Origin of the sequence: Kamptonema formosum PCC 10802, assembly GCF_000332335.1 — a bacterium.
Taxonomy (GTDB): Bacteria; Cyanobacteriota; Cyanobacteriia; order Cyanobacteriales; family Oscillatoriaceae; genus Oscillatoria.
The window spans coordinates 2,201,940-2,223,198 of record NZ_KB235948.1 but is presented as its reverse complement, the minus strand read 5'-3'; the positions used below and the strand labels follow the sequence as shown (position 1 = coordinate 2,223,198).

The window sequence follows — 21,259 nt, the reverse complement described above, 5'->3', positions numbered from 1 at the left end:
CCTGATACATTTACGCTACATTATTCGAGGTATTCCCGGACAATGAAACGATAGCACTATCACCGGTAAAAGTGATAGAGGCGGTATCCCGCAAAGCTTTCAGGAAAATCCCAAAAGCACCGTTACAGTCCCGCGAAGCGCGTAAATCCGCAGCTAGGACAGTGGAAAACTTTAGAGCCACCCAAGCGGGTGTGGACATTTGCCGGCTGCTGCATGCAGGTCTTGCTGGTGAATTCTGCGGTGACATCCACAGGGCGTGGTTCCCGTCAATTCAGCCTGATGCTTTAAAGTCATTTTGAACTTTTGAACTGGTAGTGGGCCTACTCAGCATCGCTCTCGCCGTTTTAGACCTGATTTTTCGCTTTGCTTTGGCAACCGTGTCGGAAGTCAAGGAAGGTTGGCAGAAAAATCAAGCGCTAATTGAAGTCCCGATTTGCCTGTTCGGAGCTGACCGGGGCCTCTGTCAATTTCTCAGATCTGTCTGTATTGTATCACGTTTTGTAGGATTGCGCAAGAAATCCAGGATTAAATTTTACCTCCCTTGGAGAATACTGTGGCCAACTGACCCAGCGCTGGCAAGCGCTGCGTCCTTCTGATTGCAGGGCGGCTTGGCGCTGAGAGAGCCAGAGCTTTTCTCAAATCCTAACAGTCCCTGATTGCAGGCGAGAGCCACCGGCATCTATAATTTGCCGGTGGCACTCCGGCTGTGAGGAGACACTACATGTCGCGTCCCTGCTTTTTCTGCAGCCCCGCAGACTCTGAAAGCGAGTCAGCGAGCTTTCCGCACTTGCTATACTGTACCCACTGGAGCATGAAAAAACATTAAGACTCTCTTAAACTATTGTAAACTAAATCGGCTTGACTGATAAATATTTGCAATCTGACTGTTAAGAGCAGCAAAGCAAGCCGGTGGGGAAACAGGGCGGTTGACATGGGACAACTTCCAGGTAAAATGCCCAAGCATAGGGACATGTGGCATATCAAGTCAGGTTGAATCCCCAGAATATCTCTGAGAGCGGGCAAAAGGGCATCATCGCAAAAGGGCATCATCGTTAGTTATCAGCTTTTCTCCCAACCCCTAACCCCTAACCCCTAACATGGGCGCGCCGCTCGTGCGGAGCGGCTAGCTGTGACCCAGCGTGCAGGAAAGGGCTAGCGCATGGCGGACTGGGCACTGGGCGCAAGTCATCCGAACGGGCCGGTCTGCTAATTGCGGTTAATCAGGGGGACGTGATATTAAAATTTAACAAAGCAACTGCTGGTTGTGTGAACTCCAGACAGCATATCTGTACAAGTCATTGGCTAGGGATAGAGAGAAGACAGCAATGGTGAGAGGGGAATCGCGTCCAAGCTTAATGGTTCTGTGCGCAGCAATTCTACTGCTTTCGGTTCAGAGGCAGGCTGCAGCCTCAGATCCAACTCCTCAAGCGGCAACTCCGGGAGGGGCCAACCCTCAGATTCAGGAAACCACTGTGCCTCCGATTGGGGAACCTTCTAATTTTCTTCCCGGTGAGGTCACAGCCCCACCGGCCAGCCCCACTCCCGACACTCGTCGTTTGGTGATCCGCTTGAGTGAGCGCCGCGTCTATGTCTACTCGGACAACCGGGTGGAAGCCAGCTACCCGATTGCTGTTGGGAAGGCCGGTTGGGAAACCCCCACCGGCAGTTTTAAAGTTCTGGAAAAAATCGAGAATCCCTCTTGGCAGAATTTTCGCACAGGAGAGGTGATCGAGGCCGGGCCAGACAATCCCCTGGGACTTCGGTGGATCGGTTTTTGGAGTGACGGTGTGAATGTGATTGGGTTTCACGGCACCCCGAATGAGGAAACGGTGGGATATGCAGCTTCCCACGGCTGCATCCGGATGTTGAATAAGGATATCCTCTCTCTGTTTGAAAAGGTGGCCGTGGGCACGCCCGTCACGGTGGAGCCGTAGTCTTCACCCTCGCGTCTCGCCCCCTGGCGAGCGCCTCCAAAGGTGCCGGAGCTTGGGTGCTGCCTCTGGCACTTTTGTTGAGCCGCCGGTGTTCCGGCACTCCGGGGAGCGCTGGGCACTGGTCAATGGGCGCTGGGCATTGCTGATTGCCCGGCACCGGCTCCTCCGAAGCCGCAGTTCCAGGACATTATATCATGCAAATGTCCTGCCGGCAAATTTTATGGGAGATTTTCCGGGAAATTCATTATCTAAATAGTGGGCGCGCTCCCCTTGGGGGACGCTCCCCCACCGGCAGCCGGCCCGACGCTGAATAACTATTAACCCGGAACTTGCGAAATGTTGCGCATTTAATTTGCGCTATCGCTCTCTATCCGCAGTTCCCAGGATATGCCTGGGTAGGGGGCTAGGTCGGCTCTGCCCCCTCTCTCCAGCAAGCAGATTAAACACCTAACAGCTTATATAGCAGTATTCACTTAGGTTAGAACAGTAGGACAGGCGAGACGCCTGTCCTACGCCTTTTATCCCTAGGCCACTGATGTCCGTGCCCAATATGACTGCTGCTATAGTATTTTTTCCTCTAGCTGAAAAGGCTTTCCTGCCATTGTTGCAATCCAAAATCCTTGCATCCAAAATCCAAAATTGCTATAGGTTATTCCAGCGACCGGCGGTACTGATCCAGCAGTTGCGGGATGTAGTCATAGCCGTCTACACCGATGAACGGAATAATTTTGGCCCGCTGCTGCCCCAATAATTTCTGGAAAGCGTCTGCGCCCATTTGACCTTGCAAAATCGTCAGCAAGCCGGCAGATTTGCGCCACTCAGCAGCAGAAATTTGCTCCAGGAGATACATCGCCAAAGCGCCGGTGTGAGCGGTTTTTTCTATGTCTTGCTGGCTGTAGTAAGCTTCAGCCAAATAAGCCATATTCAGACCTTGCAAGTACAAATCGCCAGAAATCTGGGCGGCTTGCCAGCCTTTGACCAAGTATTCAATCGCGGCTGAAGGCTGATCCAAAAGAACGCAGGCAATGCCGAGACTGCTGCCGCACAGAGCTTGGCTCTGCCGGTCCCCCAGCCGTTCCGATAGCTGCAAACCTTGCTGCAAATAGCCGACAGCGGCTTCATAAACTTCCGGTTCAACCTGTTCGAGCTGTCGCGCTTGAAAGACTTCGCTGTAGCCCAAATTGGCCAGTGCGTTTGCCTCTCCCAAGCGGTCGCCGGTTTGGCGAGCCAGGATCAGCGCCCGCTGACTGGAATTAATCGCACCGGCATAATTCTTTTGCGCGACAAAAGTGCGGCTGAGGTGATTGAGATTGGCAATTTCGCAGGGGCGGTCGCCAGCATTGCGGGCAATATCCAGCGCTTGCTCGTGAAAGGAAATCGCTTGCTCGTACAGACCTTGAGCGCGGTGCGAATAGCCTAAAAGCGTGAGAATCCTAGCCTTTTCCTGGGTGCCTTCGACTCGCCGCAGGGGTTCGTTCAAGTAATCTAGAGTGTCCCGGAGATACCTGCCTGAAAATGAGGCAAAAATCCCCCCGTAAAGGGGGAAGTAGTCGCGCTGGGAAAAGGCGCGAAGAATTTGCAGCGTCAGCTGAAAGCAGCCATCGGCCAAACGCTCGCGGTTGCTGCCATTGAGGCTGGCGGCGGCGCTAAAGCCATTCGCCAGCACGCACCAAATTAATGCAAAGGTAAGAAAGGTGGAAATGGAGAGTTTTGCGCCGGCTTGGGAGTCGTAAACGAGCCGGTCAAACCAGGTAACTAATCCCCGCTGCAAGCACTGCAAAACTACTGCTAGTTCGACGGCGACGCTGAGGTCGAGGTCAGAGCGCTGGGAGACGAGTTCTATGATAGATTGATCGAGGGCGATGGTGTTGAAGAGCGCCTGGGGAAAGGGGCTATTCACCTGTTTCGCCCACAGCGCCCAAGGTCCGCGCTGTCCGGGGACGCCTTCAAATCCTAATTGCCCCTGACTTTGGTCGTAAATCCAGCTGACGAGGTGCGGTTCGAGCCGGTGCCAAGATTCCAGTCCTTTGGTAATGCCGGCGAGCAGTTGCTGCAAGTCTCGCTCTAAGTCTGGGTTGGTGATTTGCTGCAGTTGCTGGTGCAGCGCTTTGGCAAGTTGCTGTATTTGCTCTAGGGTGAGGGGGTGCTGCTGGTTGGGGTCGATGGCTCGCAATAGGGCGCTGAGGCGATCGGCGGGTGAGGCGGTGAGGATTTGCTGAGCGGCTGATGCGATGGCGCTGGAGACTCGGTTTTCTTTTTGCCAGCGCGCGTATTCGCCCTCCACGGTTTTGAGAGCTCGCAGGGTGCGGTTGGCTCTGGCTTGTTTTAATTCGTCTTTTTCCGCCTTCAGCTGGTTTTCGGTGGCGCTGAGCCGGTCTTGCAGACAGCGCTCGAAGATTTCGCCGGTGCCCGGGCTGACGCCTCGGGCTAGCATTTGATAGACTTGATCTTTGGAGCGGATTTGCCCTTTGAGCGTGGTTTCGACGATTTGGTCGATAATGGCTAGGTAGCGCTCGGGGAGTGAGGTTGAGTCAGTCATGGTTTGAGGTACAGCCGGCTGTTGAGTGGGTAGTGGTTTTCTTGAGTTTAACTTATCAGTTCTGTCGCCTCGGTTGGCCATCGAGCCGGTCGCCGGTGCGGGAAAGCAGAAATAGGGCTTTCTTGTGGGGCCGGCGGGACGATTTCATTATAGAGCAGTTCTCAATGATTTGCGCGCCCCCTGGGGGCCCAGAACCCCGGTTTCTTTAAGAAACCGGGGTTCTGCAATTTACACGAAGGTTATTAAGGCGCTATATCCGCAAGAAAGCATATCAAAAAAACGGATCTGCCGGCGCTTTTTAGAAAAATTATTTAATCGTAAATTGCAAAATTTAGCGCTCACCGGCAACAGTTTATCCTTTAGGACCGGCAGATATGTTGAGTGACCCCGCCCCTACAGGATAGAGATAATATTGGGCTAAAGCCCAACTACAAACGGTGGGGCTAAAGCCCAACTACAAACGGTGGGGCTAAAGCCCAACTACAAACGGTGGGGCTAAAGCCCAACTACAAACGGTGGGGCTAAAGCCCAACTACAAACGGTGGGGCTAAAGCCCAACTACAAACGGTGGGGCTAAAGCCCAACTACAAACGGTGGGGCTAAAGCCCAACTACAAACGGTGGCATTTTTGAACTCACGGCGAGAGATATTACACCGGCACCGGCTGCGGCGCTGCAACAGCCATCCCAGAGCCCTCGCCCAGTTGCTTCAGTTCCTTCGGCACGAAATCGGTATCTTTCGCTCCCGGAATTTTGGCGAGGTAGCAATCCCGCACTGCTAAAAGGAATCCTTTAATAGCCGCCGGCTCTCCGGGCATCGCCTCTGCCTGCACGAGAAAATCGACCCACTTACTCTCATCTTTACCATACATTTCTACCAAATGCAACCCCGCCAGATATTCAGCTACCGGGTCAAGGGAAAAGCTGATTTGATCGTGTCCGACCCCCTTAGCTTGAATGAGGCGGAGTTTCTCTTCGAGATATTTAAGGCGCGATTCGGCGCTATCTCCACCGAGAGCGGCTATAGCATCCTCACGGTTTGCCGGTGCCGGTCGGAAAGTAGACTTCAGGCATTCCCAGGCAAGAGTGATGGCATCTTCATGGAGAGTCGAGTTACTTAATTTCTCCCCGTACACGCTGCGGTTTAGCTGGTTCAAGTAATAGAGCATCAGTTCGGGGATATTGTCAGGAATATCGCCCTCTGTCGCGCCTTCCTTAGCGGCGACCATCTGGTCGGCATAGAGTTTTGTCAGCAGGACGGTGATGTTTCTATCTCCCACCATTCTCGACAGCTGGATGCAGGCTTTGAAGAACTCCTCATCGGTGAAAAGGTCGCGTTTACCTCGCTGGGCCAGATAGCCTTCCATAAACGAGGACAGCCGGTTGCCGGCAATGCGAAGCGGTTTCATTGTGGTTTTGGTGACGCAACCCAACGGTTCGTCAAGGCGGGAAGTAACGAGCAAAGCATTCACCGGAAAGTCCGGCATTTCTGGCCGTATTGCCGCTTGCGTCGCCTCGCTCATTTCCGACAGGCGATCCACAATAACCAGGATGCGCCGCTCTAGCAGTAAGCGCTCTAGCAGTTCTTCCGAAATCGCCTCTTTTTCGTCAGTCAGGTCTTGCAGCTGTCCCCGGATGGCTTCTAGGAAAGGCTGTTTGCCATCAGCGACTTTAAAGTTTAGCTCCTGTTCGATGATCACCGGCAGCATCCGGTGGTTGCAAATGCGCTCCTCCGGACTGTCTGACATCGCCCATTTGGCAATCTGACAGGCGCGACTGGTTTTGCCGGCTCCCCCTTCCCCCCAGATCAGCAGACAGCCGCGCTTTTGGGCGAATGTGGGTCGCAAATCTTTGCCGGTGAGGTCGGGAATGGTTTTGTTATCCAGGACTGCGGGAACTGGGACGATAACTTTGCGAGCGCTCACTGTGTCCCGCTTCGGAAATTCCTGGCGAGCCGCTTGGATGTGGGAAGCCACCCAGGCATCCAGAACTCTGGGGTGATATTTCAGAAAAATCAAGAAGCCTAGCGATACGTCTGCGCCCAAAATCGGCACTTTGAAGCCGATTGGTTTCAAGAGTTGATAAATTTTTAGCAGTCCGATGGGGCGCACCGCAAAAAGTCCGAACAGTGAGAATAGATACATACCAGATCCCCACAACCAGGGATTCTGTAAAAGCGAATTTCTGAAGAGCCGCTGGCTTTTTTGCTCCTTGATAGCTGACAGGTAGCGGCGCAAATTTGCGATTGATTCATCGGAAAACTTTCCTTGGTTTTCTTCTAGAATTTTTAAGGCTGGCTGCAATTCCGATATGGCTTTATCCAAATTGGATAAGGGTAGCGTATTTGCGCTGTCCTGAAGGCTAGCAGCAATTTTACCCAGAGCTTCAGCTGCATTGTTAAACACCCTGGGATCTGGGTCTTTCAAAGCCGCTCTCAAGTCGGGAATAGCGTCTAGGGCTGGAGTCCCCATAAACCAAAAAGCATAAGCCGCATTGTAACGCACTCGGGGATATGGATTTTTCAAAGCCTCTCTCAAGTCGGGGATGGCGTCTTTGGCAGCAGGACCAATCAGTCCGAGAGCATAAGCCGCATTGTAACGCACTCGTATTTCCGGGTCATTTTTCAGAGCCTCCCTCAAGTCCGGGACAGCACTGGCAGCAGTGACACCTATTTTCCCCAAAGCCCAAGCTGCATTGAAACGCACGTTTAGATCCGCGTCTTGTTTGAGAAGCGCCCTCAATTCGGGGACAGCATCTTTGGCGGGAAGACCTATCCGCCCCAGACCATCAATCGCACTGAAACGCACCTTGGCATCTCGATCTTTCAGAGCTTTTATAAAATCGGGGATAGCATCTTTGGCTTCCGCACGCATGTTCGCCAAAGTTACAGCCGCACTGCGCCGCAGGTTCACATCAGGGTTTTGCAGGGCTGACCTTAACTGCGGGATAGCTTCTTTGGCTGTCGGTGGCACTTGGTTATTCTGCCATTGCTGGCTGATTTGGGACAGTGACCCAGCGGCACACCGGCGCACTGGCACATCCGGGTCTTTCAGTAGCTTGATAAGAGCGGAGATGACGGCATCCGCATCCTTCTTATCGCCACCCACATCCGCATAATCGATGCTCCCCAGAGCAGCAGCAGCATGCCACCGCACTCTCTGATTCTTGGAATGCAACGCTTTTATCAAGTCGGGGATAGCCGGCTCGCCGATTTTACCCAGCGCAACGGCTGCACCCTGGCGGACTTGCAGATTCTCCGACTGCAAGGCATTTATCAAAGTGGGGATAGCCGGCGCTCCAAGTTTTGCTAAATTATCAACAGTTTCGTCGCGGTTGAATTCATCGGCGGTTTTCAACTTCTCGATCTGGGGAGCCACCTTCGCGTCAGCCGGCGCTTTTGCCCAGGCGTGGCGAGCCAGCAGCAGCGGTGAGGTGAGAGACAGGACGATGCCGGTGAGTGCGGCGATGAGTTTTTGCCGGTTATATTTATTCATGGGTAGAATCCCCTCCCTAAATGGACAACTTCAGCCCTACTAAAAAAACTAGGTAATCCTAAATATTGCAAGGATAGCTAGGCTCTGCGGATTGCACGGGTTTCTCAGTCATATCCGTGACTGCAACCCTGAACCCTTCCGCTCTTTCCAGTCCTTACAAAGCGTTAATAGGTGAGGGGGAAAAAATTTATGCACTTGTTTTAGGAGTGGGGGGTGCCGGTAAGGTGGCCAGGGGGAGCTTTCGGGAGAATGGAGAGGCTGCACCTCTCAAGAGGCGTCTCCCATCAGGAGCCTGGGAACGAGGGAAAACCCCCGCCCCACCGGCGGGGAGAGGAGTCCGGCTCCCCCTGTCCGCTCGCGGAGAGGGGGCTGGGGGGTGAGGTCAAAACTCCCACATCACCGGATTGTCATCCAAATAATCCGTAACACTCCGCCCGATGGCATCAATTTCCGCCAGCTCACCGGCATCCAACTGCACCTGAGCCGCACCGGCATTCCCCACCGCCTGCTCGGCATTTCTCGCCCCTGCGATCGCACAAGTTTGCGGCTGCGCAATTAACCACGCCAGCGCCAGCTGAGCTAAACTGCACTGGTGCCGGTCTGCGATCGGGCGCAGTTTGTCCACCGCTGCTAGCGCCCGCTGGTAGTTCTCGCCCTGAAACAGCTTATTTATCGCCCGGTGATCGCCCTCCTCAAACTTGTGCCCCGGGCCGAATTTGCCGGTGAGCAGCCCCTGCGCCAGAGGAGAATAAGCCAGAATTGTGATATTATTCTCGATGCAATACGGCATTGCCTCCTTCTCCACAGACCGCCAAAACAGCGAATAGGGCGGCTGCAAACTGTCTACCCGCGCATACTGTGCTGCTTCTTCTATCTGGGCGCGAGAAAAATTCGACACGCCAATCGCCCGAATTTTCCCTTGCTGTTTCAAATCGTTCAGCGCCCGCATCGTCTCCTCCACCGGCACAATCTCACTTTTCCAGGAACCAGCCGGCCAGTGAATTTGATACAAATCAATATAGTCGGTTTTCAGATTTTTCAGAGAAATATCGCACGCCTCAATCACTTGCTCGTACTTGAGATTAGCGCACCACACTTTAGTGGCGTAGACCACTTTATCGCGCACCGGCTCTAGGGCTTCGCCCACAATCCGCTCTGAGTGCCCGTCTCCGTAGATGGCAGCGGTGTCAAACGTCGTGATGCCGGCATCGAACGCTTCCCGCAGCGCTTTGATGGTTTCCGAATCCTCAACCCCCACCCACATCGATTTGCCGGCTTGCCAAGTGCCCATAATTACAGGCGTGATTTCGATACCAGACGTGCCTAGCGGTCGTGTTCCCACACTGAACTCCTTACAGTTATCGTTTCGCCTTATATTATAAGCATGCCGGCAATCGCCTTTCTATCTGAGATGGGGAGTGCTATAATAAATAATCCAGCGGATAAGGCGGCAGCGGCTATTTCCGCCGGCAAGACATCTGCCCTGTAGCACAAAAGCACCAGGTTTTGCTACCCTTGAATAAGAACACTGTGCCAAGGACTCTCCCACACACTCTCATGTCTGGCAACTCCCCCCCTCTGATCCAAAAACTGACCCCAGATCGCTTTGTCGGGTTGAGCATGGACTTCATCGAAGCAGGCTGTGCCGGTCTGCTGGTCAAAAATGGTCACGTCGTGCGGAGGCTGGAGCCCGGGCGTCATTTCAGCTTTGCTGTGCCTTTGCTAGAACAGTGCCAGCTGGTTCTGGTTGACACCAAACTCCGCAACCTGGAGATTGTTTCCCAGGGAGACTTGCTCACCCGCGACCAATTCTTGGTCAATGTGTCGCTGAATGCCAGCTACCGGGTGGCCAACCCGCAACGGGTGGCGCTGGAACTGTCTGACCCGATAGCGGCGCTGACAGGTGTGGTCAAAGATATGCTGGGAATCGCTATCGGTAAGCTTTCTGTCGTAGAAATGACAGAATTTGGACGAGTTCTGCTCCGCCAGCACATGCTCGATGGCAAGTCAGCCGTCTACTCTCTGGGTTTTGAGCTGGAGGATGTGCGGGTGAGCGATATCACGTTTCCGGACAATCGCGGCGTGATCCGTCAGGTGGAGGGCATGAGTGCGCGTCAGGAAGCGGAACACGCCGCCGCACTGCAAGTTGAAATCAGTCGGGCGGGGCGTCCGGTTTTGCCACCGCCGCCGGTGCAGCAGGTGAACCTAATTTCCCATAAATCGAGCGATCCCTCCTATGCGGCGGCGCTGGAACCAGGCACTTTTGTTCAGCCCTCCCTCGCGCCCTCCCTCGCGCCAACCCAGCTGAGCGACAGCGCCGGCGATGCGGCAACCGCTCGCCTTGCTGACCGCTCATCCGGAGATATTATCGTTATAAATAATAGCCCTTTCACTATTGGGCGCGAACCGAACAATAACCTGGCGCTGCAAGATCCGAAGTCCTCACGCTACCACGCTAAAATTGTTAGGATTACTGGCACTCACACCGGAGTCCGATACCAGCTTGTGGATCTGGGCAGTTCCAATGGCACGTTTGTTGGAGGTGAGCGGCTTGTCCCCAACCAACCTTTCTGGCTGAGTGCCGGTACGGCGATTAAAATTGGCAGTCGGGAGTTTGTTTTTTATGAGTGATATTGGCAGCCGCGCCCTCAAGGAATGGGCAATTGCTGTTGATGCTTTGGAACAGGGAAAAACTGTCGCCCTGCTGCGCAAAGGCGGCATCCGCGAGGAAGGCGGGCGCTTCACTGTCACCGGCACGCACGTTTGGCTCTACCCCACTTACGAACACCAGCAGCCGGATTTGCTCAAACCTGAATATGCAGGCATTGTGACGCCGGTGCCCTCCGGCTGGCATCCGGATACAATTCGCATAGGCAGCTGGGCGGAGATTACTGATGTGTTGCCGGTCAGCGACGAGTCAGCCGTTGCCGCGCTTCTATCTTACCACATTTGGAATCAGAAATTTGTCAGCGACCGGCTTAAGTGGAAGCGCCGCGAGCCGCTTTATGTGCTGTTGCTGCGGGCGAACCGGCTCGCAACCGCCCAAGAAATTCCCTACCTCCCGGAATACGGGGGCTGCCGGTCGTGGATTGATTTGGCCGTGCCGGTGGCCAGCGCCGAATCCTCCCCAGTCCTGAGCGATGCGGAGTACGCCGGGCGCTGCGCTGAAATCCGCGAGGCCATTGCAAACACTCGCACAATTTCCGCTTGATTAGTTGCTAGTTTTTATTAGTGGTGATGGCTGCAGCCTTTTACTTATAAAGGCTTTAGCGATTGCCACTAATTTTCATATTAAAGGATTGCGCAGGATATTAAAATAATAAGCAAATTTAAACAACCCATAGCCAGAGTATAGCCTTGGCATAACCTGCGTTTTAGATAATAGGCTCAAGTTCACATTTTAAAAAGATAGCAGCCGTTTAACGCCCTGTTGCCAGCACTATTTGGGAGAGTTCCATCTCCTGAGAGCGACGGTCAAGTAGGGGCGGGTTTATATAGCAGTTCTCACTTGCGTGGAGTACAGTTAGATCCCCCCCTAGCCGGGGCGGGCACGGGGACCCGCCCCTATCCCCCCAGGGTGGGGAAGAAATGAGCCCCCCTTTTTAAGGGGGGTTTGGGGGGCTCTCCAGACTGTACTCCACCCAGATGCTTGCCCGCTATAAATATCTTATGTGACCGGCTGTCGGGTGAACCCGCACCTGCAAAGACCCCGGGGTTGTGTCAAAAAATTCCGGTTGATTAACCCGGATTTTTAATAGAAGACCGGCGTTTTGGGGGGCTCGCAAATAGAACCAAAGAGTCGGGCCGCAGGAAGCGGGACGGCTGCGGTTTTTCAAAAGGAGATAATTAAATATGTCAATCCATCAGTGTCCTTGGTGCAATCGCCCTCTCCTGCGCCACCTGCGGCAAAATCGCCTGTACTGGTTTTGCCAAGGCTGCTGGCAAGAAGTGCCGGTGCTGCTGAGGGACACACTTCCCATCCCCAAGGAAAATCTGGCTTCGCCGCCGCAGGAGTTGCAAAATGTGTCTTTAAGATAGCGGATTTCATACCTATTTTGGATGCCCCGATTTTAGATTTTGCATTGGTCTTAGAAACCCGGTTTCTTTAAGAAACCGGGTTTCTCGGTATCTGACGCCCGCCGCGAAAAGGTATAGCAATCGGCAGTTAGTTTAGGACAAGGTATCTCACATGCTAGTAGGGATAGGGACAGGCGAGACGCCTGTCCTACGTCCGTTCCCTAAGTATTTTTGGATGAAACATTTGAGGAATCCCAGTAGGGGCGGTGCATCTAAAATCCAAAATTGCTATATAGCGCGTCTAAATCATTCGTGTAAATTTCAGAACCCCGGTTTCTTTAAAAAACCGAGGTTCTGGGCCAAGCGCGGTTGCGCAAATCATTGAGACTCGCTATACTAGACAGTTCCGAAGGTGACGCCTTGCTGTTTCAGCCACTTGCGGTAGGCAATGGAAGAGCGATCGCACAGGAGGTGAAACTCCGCCTGCAAGTCCAGGGGCAGGCGCTTGGGACGCTGGGACTCCACAATGGGAAGGTCCTGGCGAATCACTGCGTCTTGAAACGCCCGCAACTCCTCCAGGGGGATTTCGTGACCGTAGTTCATCGCAACCCACATCCACCCCAAGCACTCTTCCTCATCCACCGGCGTGACGGTGAAGAAAATCGCCAGACGCCCGCCGGCGGATTCTTTGACAAAAGAGGAGGTCAGGGGACGCCAGACGCGATAATTGTAAGTGACTTTATCGCTGATGCCGGTGCCGTCGGGATCTGGCTGCCAGACGCGGACATTGCGGAGGCTGATGCCGGCTGCATCCACCCCCACATCATAGTCCTCAACCTCGGTATGGTTGGGCGAGCCCAAAAATCCGTCATGGACGAAAGGGAAATGAGACACATCGAGGAAATTCTCAATAGCGCGGAGTCCGCTGGCAGCGCAGCGGTAGGGACCGCAGAGGAACTTGCGGTAAGCTGGGTCATCCCACTCGGGGAAGGGTGAGGGGTGAGTGTCTCCAGTTTCATCCTCACCGAGCAACACCCACACCAACCCATAGCGCTCCTGAATTTGGTAGGTCCGGACGAGAGTGCGTGCCGGTGGCTGCTGGGTTGGGTGCGCGGGGATGTATGCACACTGTCCTGCCGAGTTGAAAGCTAAGCCGTGGTAGGGACAGACGAGGGTGTCACCGGCAACCTGTCCCTTAGACAGGGGAAAACCCCGGTGGGGGCACCGATCTTGCCAAGCCACCAATCGGTCGCCACTGCGCCAAAGCACCAAATCTTCCCCCAGCAGGCGTGCCGGCAAGGGGGAACCGGGCTGCAAGTCTTCCGTTCGGGCCACAACGTGCCAGTCGTTGAGTAAAATTGGGTCAGCTGCCACCATTCCTGTCACCTGTCAGTTCACACACCATTAAAAGTTGTTTTAAACAAAATCAGCCGGTTTCGCACGGGTGGTGGGGCGAGTGCGGCTCACTTCCCCCCCGAAGCGGGGGAGAGCTCGGAAGGCTCGCCCTTTGCCTTATTCAACAGCCCTTTCGACTGGAGAAACTCCCGCACCACATCTTCCACCTTGCGAAATTCCCCGTCAACCTGATAGTTCATGCGCTGCATTTCTTCTGCGCTAATTGCGCCTCCGAGTTGCTGGAAAGCCTTGCGCAACTGCGGATATTTTTTCAAGGTTTCCTGGCGCACCACCGGCACAGCTTCATAAGGGGGGAAATATTGCTTGTCATCCTTTAGGATCGTTAAACCCAGCCGCGCAATCTGCCCGTCGGTGGAGTTTCCAGCCACCAAATCCACTTTTTTATCAACCAGCGCCCGGTACATCAGCCCCAAGTCCATGATTTTGGGGGGCTTAGCAAACTTAAAAGCGTAGGTTTTAGACAGTCCGGTAAATCCATCCTCGCGCTCGATGAATTCGTAGCCGAAACCGGCTTGCCACTGCGGGGTGTATTGAGCGGCTTGCGAGAGGGTTTGGATATTCAGCCGCCGGGCGTCTGAGCCGCGCACAGCCATAGCGAAGGTGTTTTCAAAGCCGAGTGGCTCAGTCACCTCCAGCCCAAATTGCTTGGCATATTCTTGTCTCACCTTCTGGTAAACTGCTTTGGGGTCACTGATGGGTTTCTGTTTCAGGATAGCGGTGAAGGAGGTGCCGGTGTACTCAACATAGGCATCTAGCTGACCGGCAGCCAGGGCTGTGTGGCAAATAAATGTGCCTCCCAGGTTGAGACGCCGGTCAACTTTCAAACCGGCTGTCGCTTCGATGTGCTGCGCCAGCAGTTCTCCCAAGATGAATTGCTCGGTGAAATTTTTCGAGCCGATAACAATGTCGCCGCCGCCACCGCTGAGCGAGTTGCCGCTGCAGCCGGCAACTGCTACTGTTAAGGCGAAAGTCAAAATTAAGAATAGCTTGTTTATGGGGAGGCGGAGCCTCCTCCATGTCGCTTCCAGCCAGAGGCTGGGAGCGATGTGATTGAGCTTGGGAGGGAGGAAGGGAAACCGCACTGTCATTTTCTTATTGTTATTAATTGCTCAATCCAACCGAGAGAAAAATCTGCCAGCAAGGCAATCAGCGCCGCCGGCACGGCACCGGCAAGAATCAGCTGGTTGTTGACGACAGAAATGCCCCGAAATATAAATACGCCCAAACCGCCGGCACCAATGGCGGGGGCAATGGTGGCGACGCCAATGGCAATGACGGTGGCGACCCGAACGCCGGCCAGGATAACGCCGGTTGCCAGGGGAATTTCCACCTGAACTAACAGCTGCCAATCGGTCATTCCCATGCCGCGACCTGCTTCGCGGATGGCTGGGTCAACGCCGGTGATGCCGGTGTAGGTATTGCGAATAATCGGCAGTAGGGAATATAATGTCAGGGCGACAATTGCTGGGGTGTCGCCAATGCCGCCCAGCAGCGGTACGGAAATCAGAAAGCCGAACAGCGCCAAACTGGGAACCGTCTGAACGACGTTGGCAAAGCCGAGTACCGGCTTGCTGAGTGCGGGTTGGCGGGTGATGAGAATGCCCAGGGGGATGCCGGCGAGAATGGCGATGCCGGTGGAAATCGCCACCAGGATTAAGTGTTCGCCGCTGCGCGACAGGATTTCTGGGCCATACCGAATCAGGAAAAAATCGTCGCTCACAGTCCCTCCCTCGCTTCTTCGAGTGAGCGCAGGCATTGCAGGAAAGCCTGCGCCTCTGGCTGTTGCGAGCGCAGGAATTCTGCCGGCGTTTCCAGCACAGCCATTCGCCCTTCGTGCATCAAGCCAATTCTCGATGCCAGAACGAACGCTTCTTGAATGTCGTGGGTGACAAAAATCACCGTTTTACCTAATTCCTGTTGCAACCGGCGGAACTCCTTTTGAATCTCCAATCGCGTAATCGGGTCGAGCGCGCCAAAGGGCTCATCCATCAGCAGCACCGGCGGGTCAGCGGCGAGTGCGCGCGCCACACCGACGCGCTGGCGCTGACCGCCAGACAGCTGGTGCGGATAGCGTCCGGCGAATTGCTCTGGATCTAAGCCTACCAGATTCAGGAGCTCATAAACGCGGGTTTTAATTTGTTTGGGTTTCCAGCCTTCCAAGGCGGGGACTAAGCCCACATTGCGCTCAACGGTGAAGTGGGGGAACAGGCCGGTTTCTTGGATGACATAGCCCATGCGCCGGCGCAGCGCGATCGGGTCCCACTCCGTTGTGGGTTTCCCCCCCACCACCACGCTGCCGGCGGTTGGCGCGTGCAGCCGGTTGATCAGTTTCATGGTGGTTGTTTTGCCGCTGCCGCTGCGTCCCAGCAGCACCAGCGCTTCTCCCTGGCGGACGGTGAAATTCAAATCCGACACCAGATTCCGGTTGTGGACGCGATAGCTGGCATCGCGGAATTCGACTGCTTTTTCGTTAGCCTCTGGCATGGGTTCCTTTCAGTGGGTGCCGGTATTATATCACGCTCAGACAATTTCGCTCGGAAACAGAATATGCCGGCCCCCTGATTGCGAGCGCAAGTAGGGGCGGGTTCCCCAGATATAGATCGTTTTTCATATTGAGGGACTGACCAACCCGGTTTCTTGCCACTCAGCCGGCAGGACTTGACTGGAGATGCGAAGAGATGTATGATAGTAGTGGGGGAGGGGATTTGTTTATTTTAGGATAGGATAAGATGAAAACCATTGCAACAACTGCCACCGGACTGCCTGGGGGAAAAGTTACTGTGCAGCTGCCGGCAGACATTCCACCGGGGGAACACGAGATAGTGCTGGTGATTGATGAGCAGCCAGTCAGTGAGAAGCCGGTGGCCAAGAAAGAGCGCCGGCACTTAAACTTCCCGGTGGACAGTTATGGTTATTGGCCCGCTGACCTTTCCCTGAGACGTGAGGATATGTAGGGTGACTCTGGACGATAGCGCTGTATTTCTGGATACCAATATTCTGGTTTACGCTAGCCGGTTGGTAGTTGGGCTAATGCCCAAAAGTTTGTAGTTGGGCTAATGCCCGACAAGGTTCGCAGTTGGGCTAATGCCCAAAAGTTTGTAGTTGGGCTAATGCCCGACAAGGTTCGCAGTTGGGCTAATGCCCAAAAGTTTGTAGTTGGGCTAATGCCCGACAAGGTTCGCAGTTGGGCTAATGCCCAAAAGTTTGTAGTTGGGCTAATGCCCGACAAGGTTCGTAGTTGGGCTAATGCCCAAAAGTTCGTAGTTGGGCTAATGCCCAAAAGTTCGCAGTTGGGCTAATGCCCAAAGGTTCGCAGTTGGGCTTTAGCCCAACCTGCCGGCAGTTGTAGCGCAGCGGGTGAGCAGGAGCATCGCGACTGCCCTAAAATAAGCGGTGGATTGCAATTCAAACAGCCAATGGCTCGCACACCGACCATCTCATTTGACAGGGGCACTCTCATCCTGCACCCGCCGCCGAGGGGCAAAGCCTGGGTGGACTTTGCCACGTGGGACGATCGGGTAGAAAAATTCCGCATACCGGCAATCCACTACCGCCCCCTGGTAGAAGCCCTGCAAGCCGAGGGCGTCACCTTCACCGACGATGCTAAGGGATTTCAGCCCCTCGAACTCGTCCCCAGCGTGGAAATGCCCCCCTACCGGCACCAGCAAGAAGCCCTCGCGGCGTGGAAGCAGGCGGGGCGCAAGGGCGTCGTGGTGCTCCCCACCGCAGCCGGCAAGACTTATCTCGCCCAACTCGCCCTGCAAGCCACCCCCCGCAGCACCCTAATTGTGGTGCCCACTCTTGACTTGATGCACCAGTGGTACGCCCACTTAGTCGCCGCCTTTCCCGATGCCGAGGTGGGGTTGCTGGGGGGCGGCTCCCGCGACAAAACGCCTATCTTAGTCGCCACCTACGACAGCGCCGCCATCCACGCCGAATCCCTGGGCAACCGCTACGCCCTGATTGTCTTTGACGAGTGCCACCACTTGCCCACCGACTTTAACCGGGTGATTGCAGAATATGCGATCGCGCCCTACCGGCTGGGCCTGAGCGCAACCCCGGAACGCTCAGACGGCAAACACTCGGACCTCAACATCTTAATTGGGCCGGAAGTCTATCGCAAAACCCCAGAGGAACTCAAGGGAGGCGCACTGGCCGATCACGAAATTGTGCAAATTAAAGTAAAGCTATCGCAAGTGGAGCGCGATCGCTACAGCCAGCTGATGAAAGAGCGCAACGAATTCTTGCGGGAATCGCATATCTCCCTCGGCAGCCTAGAGGGGTGGCAGCGGTTTGTCCAAGCCAGCTGCCGGTCGCCGGCGGGACGCCGCGCCATGCTCGCCCACCGGCAAGCCAAGGACATCGCCCTCGGCACGGACGGAAAGCTGAGGATTCTGGCGGATATCCTGGCGCAGCACTACCCGGAACGCACGCTTATTTTCACTGCTGACAACGCCACAGTTTACCGCATTTCCCAGGAATTCCTCATCCCGGCGATCACTCACCAGACGCCGGTGAAAGAGCGCCACGAAGTGCTCAGCCGGTTTCGCACCGGCGAGTACAGAGCCCTAGTGGCGTCTCACGTCCTGAATGAGGGGGTGGATGTCCCAGAGGCGCGCGTGGCGATCCTGCTGTCGGGTACGGGATCGGTGCGGGAGTACATTCAGCGTTTGGGGCGGGTGTTGCGCAAGGGGGCGGATAAGGATAAGTTGGCGATTCTCTATGAGGTGGTGGCGGAGGATACCGCTGAGGAGGGGACTTCCCAGCGCCGGCGGGGTGAGGGGAAGAAATTTGAACCGCCAAGACCCCAAGGACGCCAAGAGAAAGAACCCGAATTGCCGAAACACCGGCAGTTGGAAATTTTGCCCCCCCCACCCGCAGAGAATCCCCAGTCGCCGCCAGCGCCGGTTCCGATTTATGGGGTGAATAAGTCGGCGAGCAAGCGTGCTGCTGAGCCAAAGGCTAAATGGGGAGATCAGGAAGAAGAGGAGGAAGATTGAAAGCTTAAAAACTCTCCCCTCGTTACCAGGCTCTGCCTGGTAACGCTGCTTTGGAGGCTCTGCCTCCTTAAATAGCAACTTGGGTTAAATAGCGAAATAAAAATCCTGCCTGCTATCTTCTTTTCTTCCCTCTGCGTCTCTGCGCCCTCTGCGGTTAATAAAAAAAAACCCTTTTCCCTAAACATGTTGCCAACAGACCTGTTATTACAACGGCAAAATGGGGAGACAGTCATCCCGAAACGCCTGAATATTGATGCCAATAACCTCGCCCTAGCCAACGACCTGATCGCCTGTTTTCAAGAAGCAAAAGGCGGCCCCCAAGGGGAACTCGACCGGCAGCTTTTGGAGCTGGAGGGCGACAGCCCTGACTACCGCATTAAGCGGGGGCTGGCCCACTTGCTGAGAAGCGAAGCGTTCAGTCAGTTTGAGGCGATCAGTCCCATCGACCCACAGGAATTGCGGCAGCGGGTTTTCGCTCGCTCGGCTGAGTCGGCTCCCAGCCGGCAATCGGCACAAGTTACTCTGGAAAAGCTGGCGCTTGAGCTGAGTCAGGAGTTAAATCGGGAAGTGCTGCCGGTGCAGATAAAAGCCGGCTTGTATGCGGATTTGGCGGAGAATAAAATTTTGACGCAGTTTGAGGCACCGGCACCGGAAGACTTGCTGCACCGTTACAATTTGGCGCAGGTGCAGGGCGTATTCTACCGCGCCAGTCACATCACCATCAACGCCCACCGCAATGTTCCCGGTCAGTACAAGCTGTTATTCCGCTATCTCAAACTGTTTCAACTGATGGCGTATATTGAGGGCGACGCAGATTGCGGGTTTACAATTACGGTGGATGGACCTACGAGTCTATTTAAGCCCAGCACCCGCTACGGACTGGCGTTAGCTAAGATGCTGCCGGCTTTGCTGCACGTCACCAAATGGAGTTTGAAGGCGACACTGTACAGCCGCGATTTCTACACCGGCACTTGGAAAATTGGCCGGTTCAGCTTGGAGTCGGATTGCGGTTTGGTGAGCCACTACGCTGCCGGCAAGCCTTATGACAGTATGGTAGAGGCATCGTTTGCTGACAGGTGGGACAGCCTGAAAACCGAGTGGGTGCTGGAACGAGAGGTTGACCTCATCCCTATTCCAGGAAGCGTGATGATTCCGGACTTTCGCCTGGTGCATCCCGATGGCCGGTCTTTTTTGCTGGAAATTGTCGGCTACTGGCGTCCGGAGTATTTGCAGAAGAAGTTCGCCCAAGTGCGCCGGTCTGAGTGCAATAATTTGATTTTGGCGATTTCGGAGCGGTTGAATTTGGAGAAGGCGGGGGTGAGTGTCAGGGATGTGCCGGCTTTGGTTGTGTGGTTCAAAGACAAATTGTTGCCGAAATCGGTGTTAGATGTGATAGAGTAAAGGCAGCAGGGAATGCCGGCGCGCCCCGCACGCGACCGGCACTTTTGGCGGGGGCTGCTGCGCGGAGAGCGAAGGTCGGGAGGGGCGGGGCAAGTCCGAGATGTCTGCGCCGAGGGCGAAAAGTGGCGCAGCCGCAACACCGAGGGGGCGTGCCGGTTGCCGCTAGCAGCCGGTGGGAGCGAGTACCTCCCCAGCGGGGGGCTGCCATCTCCCCTCTCCCCCTTGCCTCCCGAATGTGCTATTTTAATATTTATCATGGCAGACCTCAAGTCTGTAACAGGCGTTGCGCCAGGCTCGTGCAAAACTTTTTGCAGAGCGCTGCCAAACCTCCCACAGCAATGATTGCCAGGTTATGGCACTCTGAAAGCCCTGGGAAATTTCTGACTGACTCCTGTTGCAAAACCATCGGCAGGAGAGTTATGTTGCAGTTGTTAAAAGCTGGTAGTTTTGGAGAGTGAAATGACGAAAATAATCAGAGTCCTGTCAATAGATGGAGGCGGGATTCGAGGGATTATCCCGGCGATGATTATGGCCGAAATTGAGGCTCGCACGCAAAAGTCGATGGCAGAGCTGTTCGATATGATTGCCGGCACTTCAACGGGGGGAATTTTGGCTCTTGGCCTGACTAAACCGCTGGAGGCAAGCCAGAAGCCAGAACACAGCGCCCAGACTTTGGTGAGACTCTACGAAACCGAGGGACAGCGAATCTTTCCTAAAAATATTTTTACCAGCCTGAGAAATCTAAGCAATGAGAAATATTCAGCTGATGGACTGGAAGCGGTTCTGGAAAAATACCTGGGCGCAACTTATCTGAGTGAAGCGCTGGCAGATATCCTGATTCCAAGCTATGATATTGAGATGCGCAGGCCCTATTTTTTTAAAAGCTTCAAAGCCAAGCTGGAGCCCAAGCGCGACTTCCCTATGAAAAAGGTGGCGCGGGCGACTTCTGCCGCCCCGACCTATTTTGAGCCCCTGAAACTTGAAACGAATGACCTGACGGATTATTATGCCTTAATTGACGGGGGCGTTGTGGCGAACAACCCCGCAATGAGCGCCTATGTAGAAGCGAGGAGTATCTATAAAGATGCCACGGATTTTTTAGTCGTCTCGCTGGGGACTGGAGAGATGACTGCCAGACTGTACTATGATAAAGTGAAGGACTGGGGGTTGCTGGAGTGGGCGCAGCCCGTTCTGAATATTGTTTTTGATGGCAGCAATGATGCGGTCGATTACCAGCTGAGGGAGTTGCTGCCGGTTTCGGAGGATGGGAAACCGCGTTACTACCGCTTTCAGACTAGCCTGTCTGCTGATATGGGCGACCGGATGGATGATGCCAGCCCGGTTAATATTATCGGTCTGAAACGCCTCGCACAGGAGATGATTGATAAGAACAGCGAGACTTTGGAGATGCTTTGCCAGCAGCTAACCGACAGCTTCAATGCCTGCAAACTTTAGAGAT

Annotated in this window: 16 protein-coding genes and 1 pseudogene; 9 read left to right on the top strand and 8 right to left on the bottom strand. The window is 54.6% G+C overall.

Annotation, left to right across the window (positions count from 1 at the left end; translation table 11 throughout):
* Window positions 1–10 precede the first annotated feature (10 nt).
* Window positions 11–413 (bottom strand): annotated as a pseudogene (locus OSC10802_RS54220) (zinc ribbon domain-containing protein); the annotation flags it as partial.
* Window positions 414–1,472: 1,059 nt separating this feature from the next.
* Between OSC10802_RS54220 and OSC10802_RS0109480 the strand changes: the two are divergent.
* Window positions 1,473–1,934 carry a L,D-transpeptidase gene (locus OSC10802_RS0109480; RefSeq protein WP_512699225.1) on the top strand — a complete coding sequence of 154 codons (462 nt, stop codon included), beginning with the start codon at window positions 1,473–1,475 and terminating at the stop codon, window positions 1,932–1,934.
* 649 nt (window positions 1,935–2,583) lie between these two features.
* Here the strand turns inward: OSC10802_RS0109480 and OSC10802_RS0109470 are convergent.
* From OSC10802_RS0109470 to OSC10802_RS0109455, 3 genes are all read right to left on the bottom strand, one after another.
* A complete protein-coding gene (locus tag OSC10802_RS0109470; protein ID WP_017716541.1) occupies window positions 2,584–4,473 on the bottom strand; it encodes a tetratricopeptide repeat protein in 1,890 nt (629 codons plus the stop codon).
* A gap of 649 nt (window positions 4,474–5,122) precedes the next feature.
* Window positions 5,123–7,966, bottom strand: coding sequence for a HEAT repeat domain-containing protein (locus tag OSC10802_RS39385; protein ID WP_017716539.1), 2,844 nt, complete (start codon window positions 7,964–7,966; stop codon window positions 5,123–5,125).
* A 382-nt stretch (window positions 7,967–8,348) separates the two neighbouring features.
* A complete protein-coding gene (locus OSC10802_RS0109455; protein ID WP_026098334.1) occupies window positions 8,349–9,308 on the bottom strand; it encodes an aldo/keto reductase in 960 nt (319 codons plus the stop codon).
* Window positions 9,309–9,523: 215 nt separating this feature from the next.
* Between OSC10802_RS0109455 and OSC10802_RS0109445 the strand changes: the two genes are divergently transcribed.
* The 3 genes from OSC10802_RS0109445 to OSC10802_RS39380 all read left to right on the top strand — a co-directional run bounded on the left by OSC10802_RS0109445 (window position 9,524) and on the right by OSC10802_RS39380 (window position 12,004).
* Window positions 9,524–10,597, top strand: a complete 1,074-nt coding sequence (locus tag OSC10802_RS0109445) for an FHA domain-containing protein (protein ID WP_017716537.1) — start codon at window positions 9,524–9,526, stop codon at window positions 10,595–10,597.
* On the top strand, window positions 10,590–11,177 hold the full coding sequence (locus OSC10802_RS0109440) for a DUF1802 family protein (protein WP_017716536.1): 588 nt from the start codon (window positions 10,590–10,592) through the stop codon (window positions 11,175–11,177). The genes OSC10802_RS0109445 and OSC10802_RS0109440 overlap by 8 nt, the downstream gene beginning before the upstream one ends.
* 641 nt (window positions 11,178–11,818) lie before the next feature.
* Entirely contained in the window at window positions 11,819–12,004 is a 186-nt protein-coding gene (locus OSC10802_RS39380) for a hypothetical protein (protein ID WP_017716535.1), read from the top strand.
* A gap of 375 nt (window positions 12,005–12,379) precedes the next feature.
* Here OSC10802_RS39380 and OSC10802_RS0109430 read toward each other — a convergent pair whose 3' ends face one another.
* From OSC10802_RS0109430 to OSC10802_RS0109415, 4 genes are all read right to left on the bottom strand, one after another.
* On the bottom strand, window positions 12,380–13,360 hold the full coding sequence (locus tag OSC10802_RS0109430; RefSeq protein WP_017716534.1) for an aromatic ring-hydroxylating dioxygenase subunit alpha: 981 nt from the start codon (window positions 13,358–13,360) through the stop codon (window positions 12,380–12,382).
* An 86-nt stretch (window positions 13,361–13,446) separates the two neighbouring features.
* Entirely contained in the window at window positions 13,447–14,487 is a 1,041-nt protein-coding gene (locus tag OSC10802_RS0109425; RefSeq protein ID WP_017716533.1) for a glycine betaine ABC transporter substrate-binding protein, read from the bottom strand.
* Window positions 14,484–15,119: an ABC transporter permease gene (locus OSC10802_RS0109420; protein ID WP_017716532.1), complete on the bottom strand. Its 636-nt coding sequence runs from the start codon at window positions 15,117–15,119 to the stop codon at window positions 14,484–14,486. Before OSC10802_RS0109420 ends, OSC10802_RS0109425 begins: the two co-directional genes overlap by 4 nt.
* Complete coding sequence (locus tag OSC10802_RS0109415; RefSeq protein WP_017716531.1) at window positions 15,116–15,883, bottom strand: ATP-binding cassette domain-containing protein; 768 nt, start codon at window positions 15,881–15,883, stop codon at window positions 15,116–15,118. The genes OSC10802_RS0109420 and OSC10802_RS0109415 overlap by 4 nt, the downstream gene beginning before the upstream one ends.
* A gap of 245 nt (window positions 15,884–16,128) precedes the next feature.
* On the opposite strand from OSC10802_RS0109415, the gene OSC10802_RS0109410 reads away from it, so the two are divergent.
* The 5 genes from OSC10802_RS0109410 to OSC10802_RS0109385 all read left to right on the top strand — a co-directional run bounded on the left by OSC10802_RS0109410 (window position 16,129) and on the right by OSC10802_RS0109385 (window position 21,255).
* Entirely contained in the window at window positions 16,129–16,353 is a 225-nt protein-coding gene (locus tag OSC10802_RS0109410) for a hypothetical protein (protein WP_017716530.1), read from the top strand.
* A 462-nt stretch (window positions 16,354–16,815) separates the two neighbouring features.
* Window positions 16,816–18,399, top strand: coding sequence for a DEAD/DEAH box helicase family protein (locus tag OSC10802_RS0109400; protein ID WP_017716528.1), 1,584 nt, complete (start codon window positions 16,816–16,818; stop codon window positions 18,397–18,399).
* A 183-nt stretch (window positions 18,400–18,582) separates the two neighbouring features.
* The gene (locus OSC10802_RS0109395; RefSeq protein ID WP_017716527.1) at window positions 18,583–19,800 is read left to right on the top strand and encodes a DUF790 family protein; all 1,218 of its coding nucleotides are present in this window, start codon (window positions 18,583–18,585) and stop codon (window positions 19,798–19,800) included.
* A 12-nt stretch (window positions 19,801–19,812) separates the two neighbouring features.
* Window positions 19,813–20,142, top strand: coding sequence for a hypothetical protein (locus OSC10802_RS0109390; protein WP_017716526.1), 330 nt, complete (start codon window positions 19,813–19,815; stop codon window positions 20,140–20,142).
* Window positions 20,143–20,259: 117 nt separating this feature from the next.
* Window positions 20,260–21,255 (top strand): CBASS cGAMP-activated phospholipase, encoded by a 996-nt coding sequence (locus tag OSC10802_RS0109385; RefSeq protein ID WP_017716525.1) that lies wholly within the window; start codon window positions 20,260–20,262, stop codon window positions 21,253–21,255.
* The last annotated feature ends 4 nt before the right edge of the window (window positions 21,256–21,259 follow it).